Source organism: Mycobacterium sp. IS-3022, assembly GCF_001500065.1.
In the GTDB taxonomy this organism is placed as follows: Bacteria; Actinomycetota; Actinomycetes; order Mycobacteriales; family Mycobacteriaceae; genus Mycobacterium.
This window is the reverse complement of the sequence record NZ_LQIN01000002.1, coordinates 1-15,332: the sequence shown is the minus strand read 5'-3', so window position 1 is coordinate 15,332 and position 15,332 is coordinate 1. Positions and strand designations below refer to the sequence as shown.

Annotated in this window: 15 protein-coding genes; 14 read left to right on the top strand and 1 reads right to left on the bottom strand. The window is 65.0% G+C overall.

Going from position 1 to position 15,332, the window contains the following annotated elements; genetic code table 11:
- The first annotated feature begins 8 nt into the window (after positions 1–8).
- The 10 genes from AU188_RS03355 (at position 9) to AU188_RS03310 (ending at position 10,266) form a co-directional block, all read left to right on the top strand.
- A complete protein-coding gene (locus tag AU188_RS03355; protein ID WP_059162318.1) occupies positions 9–806 on the top strand; it encodes an SDR family NAD(P)-dependent oxidoreductase in 798 nt (265 codons plus the stop codon).
- Between the two features lie 16 nt (positions 807–822).
- Complete coding sequence (locus tag AU188_RS03350) at positions 823–1,830, top strand: dihydrodipicolinate synthase family protein (protein WP_059162317.1); 1,008 nt, start codon at positions 823–825, stop codon at positions 1,828–1,830.
- Between the two features lie 85 nt (positions 1,831–1,915).
- A complete protein-coding gene (locus AU188_RS03345) occupies positions 1,916–2,770 on the top strand; it encodes an enoyl-CoA hydratase (protein ID WP_059162316.1) in 855 nt (284 codons plus the stop codon).
- A complete protein-coding gene (locus AU188_RS03340; protein ID WP_059162315.1) occupies positions 2,767–3,987 on the top strand; it encodes an amidohydrolase family protein in 1,221 nt (406 codons plus the stop codon). Before AU188_RS03345 ends, AU188_RS03340 begins: the two co-directional genes overlap by 4 nt.
- 1 nt (position 3,988) lies before the next feature.
- Positions 3,989–5,605 carry an acyl-CoA synthetase gene (locus AU188_RS03335; RefSeq protein WP_059162314.1) on the top strand — a complete coding sequence of 539 codons (1,617 nt, stop codon included), beginning with the start codon at positions 3,989–3,991 and terminating at the stop codon, positions 5,603–5,605.
- Positions 5,602–6,459, top strand: coding sequence for an amidohydrolase family protein (locus AU188_RS03330; protein WP_059162313.1), 858 nt, complete (start codon positions 5,602–5,604; stop codon positions 6,457–6,459). The genes AU188_RS03335 and AU188_RS03330 overlap by 4 nt, the downstream gene beginning before the upstream one ends.
- Complete coding sequence (locus tag AU188_RS03325; protein WP_059162312.1) at positions 6,459–7,514, top strand: acyl-CoA dehydrogenase family protein; 1,056 nt, start codon at positions 6,459–6,461, stop codon at positions 7,512–7,514. Before AU188_RS03330 ends, AU188_RS03325 begins: the two co-directional genes overlap by 1 nt.
- Entirely contained in the window at positions 7,515–8,714 is a 1,200-nt protein-coding gene (locus tag AU188_RS03320; protein WP_059162311.1) for an acyl-CoA dehydrogenase family protein, read from the top strand.
- Positions 8,715–8,800: 86 nt separating this feature from the next.
- The gene (locus AU188_RS03315) at positions 8,801–9,781 is read left to right on the top strand and encodes an NAD-dependent epimerase/dehydratase family protein (protein WP_059162310.1); all 981 of its coding nucleotides are present in this window, start codon (positions 8,801–8,803) and stop codon (positions 9,779–9,781) included.
- A complete protein-coding gene (locus AU188_RS03310; RefSeq protein ID WP_059162309.1) occupies positions 9,778–10,266 on the top strand; it encodes a nuclear transport factor 2 family protein in 489 nt (162 codons plus the stop codon). The genes AU188_RS03315 and AU188_RS03310 overlap by 4 nt, the downstream gene beginning before the upstream one ends.
- Positions 10,267–10,301: 35 nt before the next feature.
- Here AU188_RS03310 and AU188_RS03305 read toward each other — a convergent pair whose 3' ends face one another.
- Positions 10,302–11,006 carry a TetR/AcrR family transcriptional regulator gene (locus AU188_RS03305; protein ID WP_216636162.1) on the bottom strand — a complete coding sequence of 235 codons (705 nt, stop codon included), beginning with the start codon at positions 11,004–11,006 and terminating at the stop codon, positions 10,302–10,304.
- Between the two features lie 365 nt (positions 11,007–11,371).
- Between AU188_RS03305 and AU188_RS03300 the strand changes: the two genes are divergently transcribed.
- From AU188_RS03300 to AU188_RS03285, 4 genes are read left to right on the top strand one after another with little or no spacing between them, the layout of a single operon-like run.
- Positions 11,372–12,085: an MlaE family ABC transporter permease gene (locus AU188_RS03300; protein ID WP_502687583.1), complete on the top strand. Its 714-nt coding sequence runs from the start codon at positions 11,372–11,374 to the stop codon at positions 12,083–12,085.
- 1 nt (position 12,086) lies between these two features.
- Complete coding sequence (locus tag AU188_RS03295; RefSeq protein WP_059162307.1) at positions 12,087–12,956, top strand: MlaE family ABC transporter permease; 870 nt, start codon at positions 12,087–12,089, stop codon at positions 12,954–12,956.
- A 6-nt stretch (positions 12,957–12,962) separates the two neighbouring features.
- Positions 12,963–14,195, top strand: coding sequence for an MCE family protein (locus tag AU188_RS03290; RefSeq protein ID WP_059162306.1), 1,233 nt, complete (start codon positions 12,963–12,965; stop codon positions 14,193–14,195).
- Positions 14,192–15,232, top strand: coding sequence for a virulence factor Mce family protein (locus AU188_RS03285; RefSeq protein WP_059162305.1), 1,041 nt, complete (start codon positions 14,192–14,194; stop codon positions 15,230–15,232). Before AU188_RS03290 ends, AU188_RS03285 begins: the two co-directional genes overlap by 4 nt.
- Positions 15,233–15,332 lie beyond the last annotated feature (100 nt).

Sequence of the window (15,332 nt, the reverse complement as noted above, 5' to 3'; positions counted from 1 at the left end):
AAGGCCGTATGGATCTCGGGCTGAAGGACGCCACGGCCGTCGTGGTCGGCGGCGGGCGCGGAATGGGTTTCGCGACCGCGCGCTGCCTGGCCGAAGACGGTGCCCGGGTCGCGGTCGTCGGCCGCACACCGGACGTCCTCGATGAGGCGGCGACCGCCCTCGCCGAACTCGGCAGCCCCGACGCGGTGGCGCTGACCGCCGACACCACCGATGCCGACCAGGTTCAGCAGGTCTTCGACGAGGTCGGGAAGCGCTGGGACGGCGGTCTCAATATCCTCATCAACGCCGTTGGACCCGACGCCGTCGGCACTTTCGAGGACCTGACCGACGAGCAGTGGCGCAACGCCTTCGACGGCGGAGTGATGGGAATGGTGCACTGTGTGCGTTCGGCGCTTCCGTTGCTGCGCACCGCGGATTGGGCGCGCATCGTCAACTTCTCCGCGCATTCGACACAACGGCAGAGCGTGATCCTGCCCGCTTACACCGCGGCCAAAGCCGCGCTGACCAGTGTTTCGAAGAATCTGTCGTTGTTGCTGGCCAAGGACGAGATTCTGGTCAACGTGGTCTCACCGGGCAGCATCGCGTCGGAAGCATTGATCGGCTGGGCCGAATCCGTCGGAGTCGACGGCACCGATCCGTACGCGTTGATGGCGGCCATCGGCGAGCACTTCGGCCATCCGGCTCACCTGCCGCGGGCGGGACTACCGCACGAAATCGCGCCCGTGGTCGCGTTTCTCGCGTCTCGGCGCAACTCGTACATGACGGGTGCCAACGTCAACGTCGACGGGGGCTCAGACTTCACCTGAGACTGAGGAGATCATCGTGGCGACGGCGAAAGACGCTCGGGAGTGGGCCCGCGATCATCTGCGGGGTATCGGCGACTCGCTCTACACGCCCTTCTGCGGTGTCGACGGCGACGACATCGACTGGGACGCGTATCGGGCGCTGGTGCGACACTGCGTCGGCGTTTTGAATCACCCGCTGCTGTGGTGCACGAGCGGCATAGCCGAATTCTGGGCGCTGACGATCGACGAACGAAAACGATTGCTGGAGGTCGCAATCGAAGAGGGTCGGGCCGCCAATCCCGACGTCGTCGTCCAGGCGTGCACGGCCGCGACGGCGGCCAAGGACTGCCTCGAGCTGACGCGCCATGCGCAGGACGCCGGCGCGGACATCGTCTACATCCAGACCCCGATGATGGAAGCGCACGGCGGGGTCGGGGTGCTGCGCTTTTTCCGATACATCGCCGACCGCACCGACATCGCGCTCGGAATGTTCAACTCGCCGTCGTCGGGTTACGTGTTGACGCCGGCCGAAAGCGCCGAGATATTCCACGAGATTCCGGCGGTCTGCGCGACGAAGGAGGGCGCGTTTCGGCCCGCGGCCAGCCGGCTGCTGCACAAGTTGGCGCCCGGACTTGCGGTGTGGGAGTGCGACAAGACCGTGTACCGCGCGGGGTGGCTGCGCGAGGGCGTCGTCTGCCCCGCGCAACTCGGCACCGCCGGATACCTGTTCGAGACCGCGGCGCACCGGCCGTTCTCGGAGTACTGGGAACTCATCCTCGCCGACAAGCTCGTCGAGGCCATCGACCATGCGCGGGAATCGGGGCTGGATCAGTTCGACCTCGACATGGGGTCGTGGTTCACCTGCTATCCGGGTCGGCCGGACTACTTCACACATTGGGGCGGCGCGTTCAAGTACGCGGCCTCGGTGCTCGGGCTGCCCATCGGCGCCTATCCGCACTCGCGGCCGCCGCAGGCGGAGCTGCCGGCCGAGGCCCGAGCCCAGATCGACGCTGCATATCGGCGGTTCGGGCTGGTTGGCAGCTGAGTGGCCGACGGTTGCGGAAGACACTACCGATAGGTGTACAGTATGAGCATTCACAAGCCTCGGACCGCCGGAGGAGGACTGCCGGGTGAGCGCTCCTGACCACGTCGCCGAACCGGTCACCACCCCGGTGCGCTACGAGGTGCGTGACACCGGCGTCGCGCTGATCACGCTCAATCGGCCCGACCGGATGAACGGTTGGGGCGGCGGGCTCGCCACCATGTTCTACGAGCGGCTGGACTGTGCCGAGGCGGACCCCGACGTGCGGGCGATCGTGGTCACCGGCAGCGGTCGCGCATTCTGTGCCGGCGCGGACATGGGGGATCTGACCACGATCAGCGCCGCCACCGTCGACGGCGCCGCCGACACCGACGTGGGGAAGCTGGTCGGCGCGCGCCATCCACACTTCGTGATGAGCATGCGCAAACCCGTCGTCGCCGCGATCAACGGAGCCTGCGCGGGAATGGGTTTGACGCTGGCGCTGATGTGCGACGTGCGCTTCGCGGCCGACGGCGCCAAGTTCACCACCTCGTTCGCGCGACGTGGGCTGATCGCCGAGTACGGCATCTCCTGGATCCTGCCGCGGATCGTGGGCACCGGGGTGGCGATGGACCTGCTGCTGTCCGGCCGGATGTTCTTCGCCGACGAGGCCGCGCGGCTCGGCGTGGTCAACGAGGTGCTGGCGCCGGACGAGTTGCTGTCCCGTGCGATCGGCTATGCCGAGGACATCGCCGCCAACTGCGCGCCCAGTTCGCTGGCGGTGATCAAGCAACAGGTGTACGCAGACACCATGCGCAATGTCTTCGAAGCCAGCGACCATGCCGAGAAGCTGATGCACGAATCGATGACGCGGCCCGACTTCCTCGAGGGCATCACGAGCTTCTTCGAGAAGCGCCCACCGAACTTTCCGCCGTTGACACCGCAGCAGGAGGACACCCCATGACTTCCCCGAAACCGCTGGACTACATGGCGATCGACGTCGACAACCACTACTACGAGCCGCTGGACTCCTTCACCCGGCACCTGCCCAAGGAATACAAACGCCGTGGGGTGCAGATGCTTTCCGACGGCAAGCGCACCTTCGCGGTGATCGGCGAGCGGGTCAACCACTTCATTCCGAACCCGACGTTCGACCCGATCATCGAACCGGGGTGCCTGGATCTGCTGTTCCGTGGCGAGATTCCCGACGGTGTCGACCCGGCGTCGCTGATGAAGGTCGACCGGTTGGCCGACCACCCCGAGTACCAGAACCGTGACGCCCGGGTGAAGATCCTCGACAAGCAGAACCTCCAGACGGTGTTCATGCTGCCGACGTTCGCGTGCGGCGTCGAGGAGGCGCTCAAGCACGACATCGAGGCGACGATGGCGTCGGCGCACGCATTCAACCTGTGGCTGGACGAGGATTGGGGCTTCGACCGGCCCGACCACCGGTTCATCTCGGCGCCGATCATCTCGCTGGCCGACCCCGACAAGGCGGTCGAGGAGGTCGAGTTCGTCCTAGGTCGCGGCGCCAAGACGGTGTGCGTGCGGCCCGCGCCCGTGCCAGGCGTGGTGAAACCGCGGTCGCTGGGCGATCCGCTGCACGATCCGGTCTGGGCGCGCCTCGCCGAAGCCGGCGTGCCGGTGATCTTCCACCTGTCCGACAGCGGGTATCTCGCGATTGCGGCGCTGTGGGGCGGCAAGTCGACGTTCGAGGGCTTCGGCAAGAAGGATCCGCTCGACCAGGTCCTGCTCGACGACCGCGCCATCCACGACTCGATGGCCTCGATGATCGTGCACCAGGTGTTCACCCGGCACCCCAAGCTGAAGGTGGCCAGCATCGAGAACGGTTCCTACTTCGTCTACCGGCTGATCAAGCGGCTGAAGAAGGCGGCCAACACGGCGCCGTACCACTTCAAGGAGGACCCGGTCGAGCAGTTGCGCAACAACGTCTGGATCGCGCCGTACTACGAGGACGACGTCAAACTGCTGGCCGAGACCATCGGCGTGGACAAGATCCTGTTCGGTTCGGACTGGCCGCACGGCGAAGGCCTGGCCGACCCGATGGCGTTCACCGCCGACATCCCGCAGTTCCCCGAGTTCAGTGCCGAAGACACCCGGAAGGTGATGCGCGACAACGCTCTCGAGCTGCTCGGTGCGAGCGTGCGGGTCGGCGCCTAGCATGCCCGAGTGGACCATCGGGGCGGTCCTCGACGCGATCGCTCAGGCGGTGCCCGATCGGCTGATGACGGTCTGCGGGGCCCGCCGCAGCACGTTCGGCGAGTCGGCCGAGCGCACCCGTCGGCTCGCCAACTACCTTGCCGGGCACGGGTTCGGCGCGCACCGCGAACGCGCCGAACTGCAGAACTGGGAGTGCGGGCAGGACCGCGTCGCGCTGCTCATGCACAACGACCTGTACCCCGACATGGTGATCGGATGCCTGAAGGCGCGCACCGTCCCGGTCAACGTGAACTACAACTACACGCCCCGCGAGGTCACCGAACTCCTCGACTACCTGCGTCCCCGCGCCGTCATCTACCACCGGTCCTTCGGACCCGAGTTCGCGGACGTGCTTCCACCCGCCAGCGCCGACCTGATGATCTCGGTCGATGACGACATCTCGGCTCCGCAGCTGCCGGGCGCCATCGCCTTGGAAGATGCGCTGGCGCACGGCGATGCCGACCACCACATCGTGCCCTCGCCCGACGACGTGATGATGGTGTGCACCGGCGGCACCACCGGCCGGCCCAAGGGCGTGATGTGGCGCCAGAGCGATACCTATGTGATCTCGATGAACGGGGCCGACCACGACTCCGTCGACGAGATTCACGCCAAGGTCGCGCACGGCGGACAACCGTGGTTCGCGGTGTCGCCGCTGATGCATGCCGCGGGAATGTGGACGGCGTTCGCCGCGCTGCTCAACGGACTGCCGGTGATTCTCTATGACAGGACGAGATTCGACCCGCGCGCGGTACTGGAAACCGCGCAACGGGAGAAGGTCGGCCTGATGACGATGGTCGGGGATGCCTACGCCGCACCGCTGGTCGACGAGTTGCGGCGCGGCTCCTATGACCTGTCGTCGTTGTTCGCGATCGGCACCGGGGGAGCGGCGACCAACCCGAAACACCAACGCGCGCTGCTTGATCTGCTGCCGCAGATCACCTTGATCAACGGGTACGGATCCTCCGAAACCGGCAACGTCGGGTTCGGCCGCAGCCAGCGCGGCGAGGAGAAGGACACCTTCGAATTGCGTGAAGGTGCACTGGTGCTGTCCGAGGACTACCGACGCTTCGTGGCGCCCGGCGAAGGCGAGGTGGGCTTCGTCGCCCGCGGCGGGCGCATTCCGCTGGGCTACTTCGACGACGAAGCAGCGACACGGCGGACTTTCCCGGTGGTCGACGGACGGCGTGTGGTGATCTCCGGTGACCGCGGATCGCTGTCGGCCGACGGCACGCTGCGGTTGTTCGGCCGCGACTCGCTGATCGTCAACACCGGGGGAGAGAAGGTTTTCGTCGAGGAGGTCGAGGAAGTGCTGCGCGCCCACCCGGGCATCGCCGACGCGCTTGTCGTGGGCCGGCCGAGCGAGCGGTGGGGCCAGGAAGTCGTGGCACTTGTCGCCCTGCGGGACGGCGCACATGCCACCCACGAAGCACTGCGCACACATTGCACGTCGAGCCTCGCACGCTTCAAGGCACCGAAGGAGTTCATCTTTGTCGATCACGTTCGTCGCCTCGGCAACGGCAAGCCCGATTACCGCTGGGCGAAAAGCACTGCGAAACAACAGGTGTCGCTGACATGAGCGCCCAAGCCTCCCCGAAGGCCAATCGGGCCATCGACTGCCTGGTCAACGTCCACTTCGGCGAGACCGAGCGGCAGCCGACGTGGATGCTCAAGGTCCGCGACGACTATTTCAAGGGCCCGCAGTCGATGTTCGCCCCCGTCGATCTGAGCGAATTGCTCGACGAGATGGACGAACAGGGCGTCGTCAAGGCGATCCTGATGGACAGCATCGCCAAACCCTCGACCACCGCGCGCAAGTTCGTCGATGCCAGGCCCGACAGGTTCGCGTTGGCGATGGGCGGTGTCAACCTGTTGCGGCCCATCCCGCCGCTGCGGGAGCTGACGGCGGTCGTGAAGGACCTGCCGGTGGCGTATACGGCCGTGGGGCCGAGCTTCTGGGGCGACGGTCAGTATCCGCCCAGCGACGCCGTGTACTACCCGCTATACACCAAGTGCGCCGAACTCGGGTTGCCGCTGTGCGTCAACACCGGTCTGCCGGGGCCACCGATTCCGGGCGAGGTGCAGAACCCGATCCACCTCGACCGGGTCTGCGTGCGGTTCCCCGAGCTCAAACTCTGCATGATCCACGGTGCCGATCCGTGGTGGGACGTCGCGATCCGGCTGCTGATCAAGTATCAGAACCTTCGCCTGATGACGTCGGCGTGGTCGCCGAAACGGTTGCCCGACAGCCTGCTTCACTACATGCGCACCCGAGGACCGAACAAGGTGATCTATGCGTCGGACTGGCCGGTGCTCAAGATGCGCCGCGTCGTTCCCGAGGCAATCGCCCTCGACCTGCCGACCGAGGTGCTGGACAACTACCTGTACAACAACGCGCAGGAATTCTTCTTCGGCGCCGACAAGGAGCAGTGATGGACCGTTACGAACTGCGCAGGCTCGATTACAGCCTGTCCGAGGACCACAAGGCACTGCAGGCGGCGTACAAGGACTTCTTCAGGACACACTGTTCGATCGAAACCGTCCGCGCCGCAGAGGCATCCGGCTTCGACAAGAGCCTGTGGGAACGTCTGTGCACGATGGGCGCGACCACGATGGCGCTGCCCGAAGCTCTGGGCGGCGACGGCGCGACGCTGGTCGACCTGTCGTTGGTGGCCGAGGAGATCGGCCGGTCGCTGGCCCCGGTGCCGTGGATCGACCACGTCTGCGCCGCGCGCCTGCTCGGCCGACTGGGCGCGGTCGATCCCGATATCGTCAGCGGCAAGCAGATCGTCGGGCTCGACCCGCAGCAGAACGGCGCTCCCGGAATGCGACTGCTGCCGAGTGCAGCGGTCGCCGACCATCTCGTCGTCCGCGACGGCCCCGCTCTTCAAGACATCGTCAAGCTGACCTTCGCCACCCGGCCCGTCAAGGTCGACAACATCGGCCGGTTACCGATGGCCTGGATCGACCCGTCGGCCGCCGACAGCCGGACGGTCTTGGCCAGCGGGGCGGAGACGGTGGCGGAATATCAACGGGCACTGGATGAATGGCGCGTCCTGACCGCCGCGGCGCTGGTCGGGCTCGTCGAGGAGACGATGACCATCGCCGCCGAGTTCGCCAAGACCCGCTACACCCTTGGCGTGCCGATCTCGACCCTGCAGGCGATCTCGCATCCGCTGGCCAATATCGCGATCACGGTCCAGGGCGGGCGCAACCTGGCGCGCCGCGCGGCGTGGTTCCTCGACAACGAGCCCGACGAGCGGCCTGAACTGGCGCCGTCGGCATTCGTGTTCATGGCCGAAGAGGCGTCCAAAGCCGCCACCATGGCGGTGCACGTGCAGGGCGGGCTCGGGGTTTCGGCCGAGGCCGCCGCCAGTGCATACCTGTTGCGCGCCAGAGGATGGGCGCTGGCCGGAGGAGACCCCGCCGCCAGCGCCAAGTACATCGCCGAGGTCGTCGCGGCGCGGGAGAGCGGAGAGGCCGAGTAAATGGATTTCTCACGGGTCGAACTCTCCGAAGAAGACCGGGCCTTCCGGGACGAGGCGCGCGCATTCCTGCGTGAGATCGTCACCGAGGACGTCCTGCGCCACGATCGTGAGACCGGCGACAACTTCGACGAAGGCGTCCACCTGGCGCTCGGAAAGGCCGGTTACCTCGCGCGCGAATGGAAGCCGGAATCCGAGGGCGGATTCAACCGGGTGCGGCGTCGGATCTGGGAACTGGAGAAGCGCCGCGCGCACGTGCCGTGGGTGACGTTCGGCACCACCGCGATGATCGCGCGGTCGGTGGACAAGTTCGGCTCCCCGGAACTCAAGGCCGAGGTGATGCCGCGGGTGTACACCGGCGAGGTCCGGCTCTGCCTGGGCTACACCGAACCCGAAGGCGGATCCGACGTCGCGACCTGCAAGACCAGGGCGGTGCGGGAAGCCGATGGATCGAGCTGGGTCATCAACGGCTCGAAGATGTTCACCACCGGTGCGCACAACTGTCAATACGTCTTCTTGATCACCAACACCGATCCCGATGCACCGAAGCACAAGAGCCTCACCATGTTCCTGGTACCGCTCGATTCGCCGGGCATCGAGATTCAGGGCATCCGCACCGTCGACGGTGATCGGACGAACATCGTGTACTACAGCGATGTCCGCGTCGACGACAAGTATCGTCTCGGTGAGGTGAACGACGGCTGGACGGTGGTGCGCGAACCGCTCAACGTCGAGCACGGTGCGGTCGAAGCGGCGGCCGACGGTCTTCAGGACGTCTCGATCATGATGCATCAGGCCAACACCATGGCCGCCGCGGTCGACAAGGCCGCGGCGAAGCTCACGGAGCCAGACCCCAACGGCCGCAGGTTGATCGATGACGGCTCGGTGACGTACCGGTTGGGGCGCAGCGTCGCCCGTATGGAGGCGGCGTTCTCGGCCACCAGCATCTTCGGTCGGGTGGCGCTGGCGCAGACGATGCGGGACATCTCGCCGGATTTGATGGACATCCTCGGCACTGCGTCGTCGCTGCCGCTCGGTGCCGATGGTGCCGCCGACGACGGCGCCGCGGAGTACGTGTATCGCTTCGCGCCGCTGGTCGGCATCTACGGTGGCACGCTGGAGGTGTTCCGCAACATGATCGCGCAGTACGTACTCGGCCTCGGTAAGCCGGCATACGCCGCCGTCGCCAAGAAAGCGTCCTAGACTCCTGCGCGAGCGTGCGTGCTTGGCCCGCTCGTGACCCACGGAAGGTGACAACATTGCCGCCCGCCAACCGTCGAGCACTGGTCATGGGCCCCAGCGGCTTCGTCGGCTCCCACGTCACCCGCAAACTCATCGAGCGCGGCGACGACGTCCGGGTGTACCTGCGCAAGACCAGTTCGACCGTGGCCATCGACGACCTCGATGTCGAGCGCCGCTACGGCGATCTCTACGACGACGAGGCGCTGCGCGCGGCGATGTCCGACCGCGACGTCGTCTACTACTGCATCGTGGACACCCGCTTCCACCTGCGCGATCCGGCGCCGTTGTTCGAGACGAACGTGAACTGCCTGCGGCGGGTGCTCGACGTCGCCGCCGAGGCCGACCTTCATCGGTTCGTGTTCTGCAGCACCATCGGCACGATAGCGCTGGGCGACGGACGCGGCCCCGTCACCGAGGACATGCCGTTCGACTGGGGCGACAAGGGGGGCGCATACATCCAATCACGTCGCCAGGCTGAGGATCTCGTGCTGCGCTACGTGCGCGAGCGCGGGCTTCCCGCGGTGGCGATGTGCGTGTCGAACCCGTACGGCCCGGGCGATTGGCAACCGCATCAGGGTTTGATGGTGCAGTATGCCGCGTTCGGCAAGATTCCTGCCTACATCACAGGCGTGCACACCGAGGTCGTCGGCATCGAGGATGTCGCGCAGGCTTTTCTGCTCGCCGGCGAGAACGGCGCGATAGGCGAGCGGTACATCATCTCGGAGTCATACATGTCGATGCGAGACATGTTGCAGACAGCGGCAACCGAGGTCGGGGCGACGCCACCGCGATTCGGCGTCCCGCTCGCCCTGGTGTACGCCGCGGTCGGAATGGCCACCGCGGCCGGGTGGCTGCTGCGACGCGAGATGCCGATCAACATCACCGGTGTCCGGCTTCTGCACATCATGCCGCCCGCGGACCACAGTAAGGCCACCCGAGAACTGGGCTGGCGACCACGGCCGACCGCCGAGTCGATCAGACGGGCGGCACGGTTCTATGTCGAACGCGCGAAAGAGATGGCCAAGTGACCGAAGCCGACCTCGTGGAGATCGAAGCGATCAAACAGTTGAAGGCGCGCTACTGTAGGCTTCTCGACACCAAGCAGTGGGCGGCCTGGCGTACCATCTTCACCGACGACTTCCTCAGCGACACAACCGAAGCGGGCGGCAAGGTGATCGACGGTGCCGACGAGTTCGTCGCGTTCACCCGCAAGAGCCTGCGCAACCAGGCGACCGTGCATCAGGTGCACGCACCGGAGATCGAGATCACCTCGTCGACGACGGCGCGCGGCGTGTGGGCGCTCGAGGACGTCGTGCGATTCGGTCCCGGCATCAACCTGCGCGGGTACGGGCACTACACCGAGACCTACGAGAAAGCCGACGGGCGCTGGCTCATCAAGAGCTCGAAGCTGACGCGCTTACGCGAGGACGTCGGCAACGGTCTTGTCGCCGTGTTCATCTCGGATCCGATGCGCCGCGCGATCGGCCGGCTGTCGCGTCGGGTGATGAAGTAGTGCTCAGCACCGCGCGACAACCTCACCCCGTGTGTTCACGCGGAACGCGACTTCGCGGGTGCCCGGTGTCCGTTGGCTAGAATGTCACGCACAGTGGCGACGATTGCGCCGTCTGGATCGGCCAGTCGCGCCAACCGACGACGTGACACCAGAAGTGAACCGAGCATCAGATCGACGATTTCTGCGCCGATCTGGTCGACCGATTTCGGCCCCTCCGGTCGAAACCAAGTCCACGCCCAATGCACAGAACCGAAGATGAGCAGGCTTCGCGTCTTCGTATCACCAGCACGGAATTCACCAGTTGCGACGCCCGCGTCCAGCACGTCGCGCACGAGCTCGGTGTACTCGGCTCGCAGCTTGCGGCCTTCGGAACCTTCGTCTTCCTTCGCGAGCCGGGCGACCTCGCGCTGGAACGCCACCGTCGCATCCCGATCGAATGTCTGAACCAGGATGGCCGCGTACAAGAACCCAGCGAGTTGCTCGGCCGGCGTGGGCAGTTCGTCGAGGATCCGAACCGCCTCGTCGATTCGCCGTCGCATATAGGAAGAGTGCGAAGTCGCGAAGAGCAGCTCCTTGGTGCCGAAGTGATGCGCTATCAAACCCCGGGAGATGCCGAGTTCGGTCGCGATGATGGAGAAGCTGGTTCCGTCGTAGCCTTCGCGGGCAACGCTGCGCGTGAAGGCGTCCAGAATCTCGGTTGATTTTCCCCGCAATTCTGCATCCTCGCGCACTGGTGCCACGCTGCCTCCTCACCTGCTGCGGCAACTATAGCACCGTACTGACTGCTTGCGCAGTCAGTCGTTGACTGCTCATGCAGCCAGTGCTACGGTGAGCGCGGTCACAATAGCCCTCCGAAAGCACGAAGGGGGCTGAATCAGAGCGTGTTTGGGATAGGTGCACATGGTCTTGCCGGTGCTCGAAGCCGACGCTGAGTGGATGACGGGGGGCCTCTATTGAGCTCGACCGAACCGCTAGATGCGAACTACAGCAAAACGACATCGGTAGGCGGAAGCGGAGAGCGCCAGTGACGGCCCCGCCAGCTTTGAAGGGCTATGTCCGTGAGCAGGCCGGACCGAGCCTGGAGGCGGTCGGCGGCTTCGCGCAGATGTGTGTGGACACAGCCAAGGCGTTGACTCGGCCGTTTCAATGGCGCGAATTCAAACTGCAGAGCTGGTTCTTGTTTCGGGTCTCGTTTCTGCCCACGGTGGCGGTCGCTATCCCGCTGACCGTGCTGATCATCTTCACGCTCAACATCCTGCTGAGCGAGTTTGGCGCCGCTGACATTTCGGGCGCAGGCGCGGCGCTCGGCGCGGTGACGCAGCTGGGCCCGCTGGTGACTGTGTTGGTGGTCGCCGGCGCGGGCTCCACGGCGATCTGCGCGGACCTCGGTGCCCGCACCATCCGTGAGGAGATCGATGCGCTCGAGGTGCTCGGAATCGACCCGATCCACCGACTGGTGGTGCCACGCGTCGTCGCATCGACCTATGTAGCCGCGCTGCTCAATGGCGCGGTGATCACCATCGGGCTCGTCGGTGGATTTCTCTTCGGCGTGTACATCCAAAACGTTTCCGCGGGCGCTTACGTCTCGACGCTGACATTCATCACCGGCTTGCCCGAAGTCGTCATCTCGATCGTCAAAGCCACACTGTTCGGGATGATCGCCGGTCTCGTCGGCTGTTACCGCGGGCTGACGGTCGGCGGCGGCGCGAAGGGCGTGGGCACCGCAGTGAACGAGACGCTCGTGTTGTGTGTGCTTGCGCTGTTCGCCGTCAACGTTGTCCTCACCGCGATCGGCGTCCGGTTCGGGACCGGAAACTGACATGAGTACCGCGACCGTTCTGCGCGCGCGGTATCCGCGCACGTACCAATACGTGACTGGGGCCACGGCTGCGTTGCCGCGCGTACTCGACAGCATCGGCGACGTTACCTTGTTCGTCCTCACGGCCGTGCGCCAGATTCCGCACGCCACGCGGCATTACCGCAAGGAGACCCTGCGGTTGGTCGCCGAGATGGGCATGGGCACCGGAGCGATGGCCGTGATCGGCGGCACCGTGTCGATCATCGGTTTCGTCACGTTGTCAGCCGGTTCGCTGATCGCAATCCAGGGCTTCGCCTCGCTTGGCAACATCGGTGTGGAGGCTTTCACCGGATTCTTCGCTGCGTTGGCCAACGTGCGAATCGTCGCCCCCGTAACGACGGGTATGGCACTCGCCTCGACCGTGGGTGCCGGCGCCACCGCCGAGCTTGGCGCGATGCGCATCAGCGAGGAGATCGACGCGCTGGAAGTGATGGGCATCAAATCGATCTCATTCTTGGTGGCCACCCGGATCGGTGCTGGGACCGTCGTCATCATTCCGCTCTACACGATCGCAATCATTTTGTCGTTCCTCGCCGCCCGGCTCGTCACCACGCTCTTTTACGGACAGTCCGTCGGAACGTATGAGCACTACTTCACGACGTTCCTGCGGCCTGACGACATCGTCTGGTCATTCACCATCACGATCCTCATCGCACTGTGCGTCCTGCTGAATCATTGCTATTTCGGCTTCAACGCCAGCGGCGGCCCGGTGGGTGTCGGCGAGGCGGTGGGCAAGTCGATGCGTGCATCCCTGATTTTGATCGTGGTGATCGTGCTGGTGGCCTCGCTGGCACTGTACGGCACCGACCCCAACTTCAACCTCACGGTGTGACTCGCGATGACCACGCCCCTTCCCGAGCCCCCAGTCAAGGAGAACAAGTTCCCCAAACCTCGCAGGAAACTGGCCGCACTTTTCGCGCTGATCCTGCTCTCGGCGGTTTTTACCTTGGCGTACATGCAGTTTCGCGGCGATCTGACGCCTAAGACGACGCTGACGATGTTCGCCGAGCGCGCGGGTTTGGTGATGGACCCCGGCTCGAAGGTCACCTACAACGGGGTGGCGATCGGCCGCGTGCAAGCCGTCGATGAGGTGGAACACGATGGCCGCCCGATGGCGAAGATCACCCTGACCGTGGAGCCGAAATACGTACCCACGATCCCGGCGAACGTCCTCGCCGACATTACGGCAAGCACTGTATTCGGCAACAAATACGTGACCTTCACAACTCCGAAAGCCCCTTCTCCGCAATCGATCACACCGACGGATGTGATTGACGTAACCTCGGTGACCACCGAATTCAACACGCTCTTCGAGACGATCACATCGATCGCCGAGAAGGTAGATCCGGTCAAGTTGAACATGACGCTATCGGCCGCGGCCGAAGCGTTGACCGGATTGGGTGACAGATTCGGCGCCTCAATTGTCAACGGCAACGCCATTCTCGACGAGCTCAATCCGCAGATGCCGCAGCTTCGCCACGACGTCCGGCAACTGGCGAATCTCGCCGACATCTACGCCGACGCGTCACCGGATCTATGGGAAGCTCTGAACAACGCCGTGACCACGGCGCACACATTCAACGCGCAGCGCGACAACATCGATACAGCGTTGTTGGCGGCGATCGGGTTCGGCAACACCGGCGCCGACATCTTCGAACGAGGTGGGCCGTACCTGGAGCGCGGGATCGCCGATCTGGTGCCCACCGCCGAGCTGCTCGATGAACACAGCCCCGCCCTGTATTGCACCATCCGCAACTTTCACGATCTCCAACCCAAAGTGGCAAAGATACTGGGCGGCAACGGATACTCCGGCAACGCGAACGCCATAATACTGGGTGCCGCAAACCCATACGTCTATCCCGACAACCTCCCGCGGGTAAACGCCAAGGGTGGGCCCGGCGGCAAACCGGGTTGCTGGCAGAAGATCACCCGCGAACTGTGGCCGGCCCCGTGGCTGGTGACGGACACAGGCTTCAACATGGCCCCCTACAACCATTTCGAAATCGGCCAGCCGATGCTCACCGAGTATGTCTGGGGCCGCCAATTCGGGGAGAACACGATCAACCCATGAAAACCACCGGCCTCAACATCAAGCTCGGCGCGCTGTCGGTGGTGCTGCTGATACTCACGATCAGCATCGTCGTGGTGTTCGGCCAACTCCGCTTCGACCGAACCAACAGCTATTCCGCGGTGTTCAGCACCGCAAGCGGCTTGCGGGCGGGCCAGTTCGTCCGCGCATCCGGCGTCGAGGTCGGCAAGGTCAAGAAGATCGAGTTGGTGGACGGTGGGCGACGCGTGCAGGTGCACTTCACAGTGAGCCGGTCGTTACCGCTGTACCAGTCGACCACCGCTTCGATTCGCTACCAAGACCTGATCGGCAACCGCTACGTGGAACTCAAGCGCGGCGCGGGCGACGGCGCGGCGCAAGTCCTGCCGCCGGGCGGGGTCATTCCACTGTCCCGCACCCAGCCGGCCCTCGACCTCGACGCGCTCATCGGTGGTTTCAAGCCACTTTTCCGGGCGCTGAACCCGGAAAAGGTCAACACCATCGCCCAGTCCATCATCACCGTGTTCCAGGGCCAGGGCGGCACCATCAACGACATCCTGGACCAGACCGCGCAGTTGACCGCCCACATCGCCGAGCGTGACAAGGCCATCGGTGCGGTGGTCGACAATCTGAACGCCGTGCTGGACACCACGGTTCGGCAGCTACCGGAGTTCGACCAGACCATCGACAATCTCGAAGTGCTCATCACCGGCCTGAAGGACAAGGGCGACCCGCTCGCCGAGCGAACCGTGGACATCAGCAACGCCGCGGGGACTCTGGCCGACCTGCTCGCCGACAACCGCCCCTTGCTGCACGACACCGTGCAACGCCTTGACGCCATTGCCACGCCGCTCGTCGATCAGCAGGCGCAGCTCGACGATCTTCTCCAAAAGGTTCCGGATGCCTTCGAGATGATCGGACGCGCCGGAGGCATCTACGGCGACTTTTTCAACCTGTACCTATGTGATATCGGCCTGAAGGTGAACGGTTTACAACCCGGCGGGCCGGTTCGCACGGTCAAGCTCCTGTCCCAGCCGACGGGTCGGTGTACGCCGCAATGAGATCACTACAGCGTTCCAACCGATGTCTTGAGTCAAGAAATTGGCAGGTTTTCGTGGGTAATGGCGTGGAGGTAGGCCTGCCGTGGGGTGCGGTCGTCAA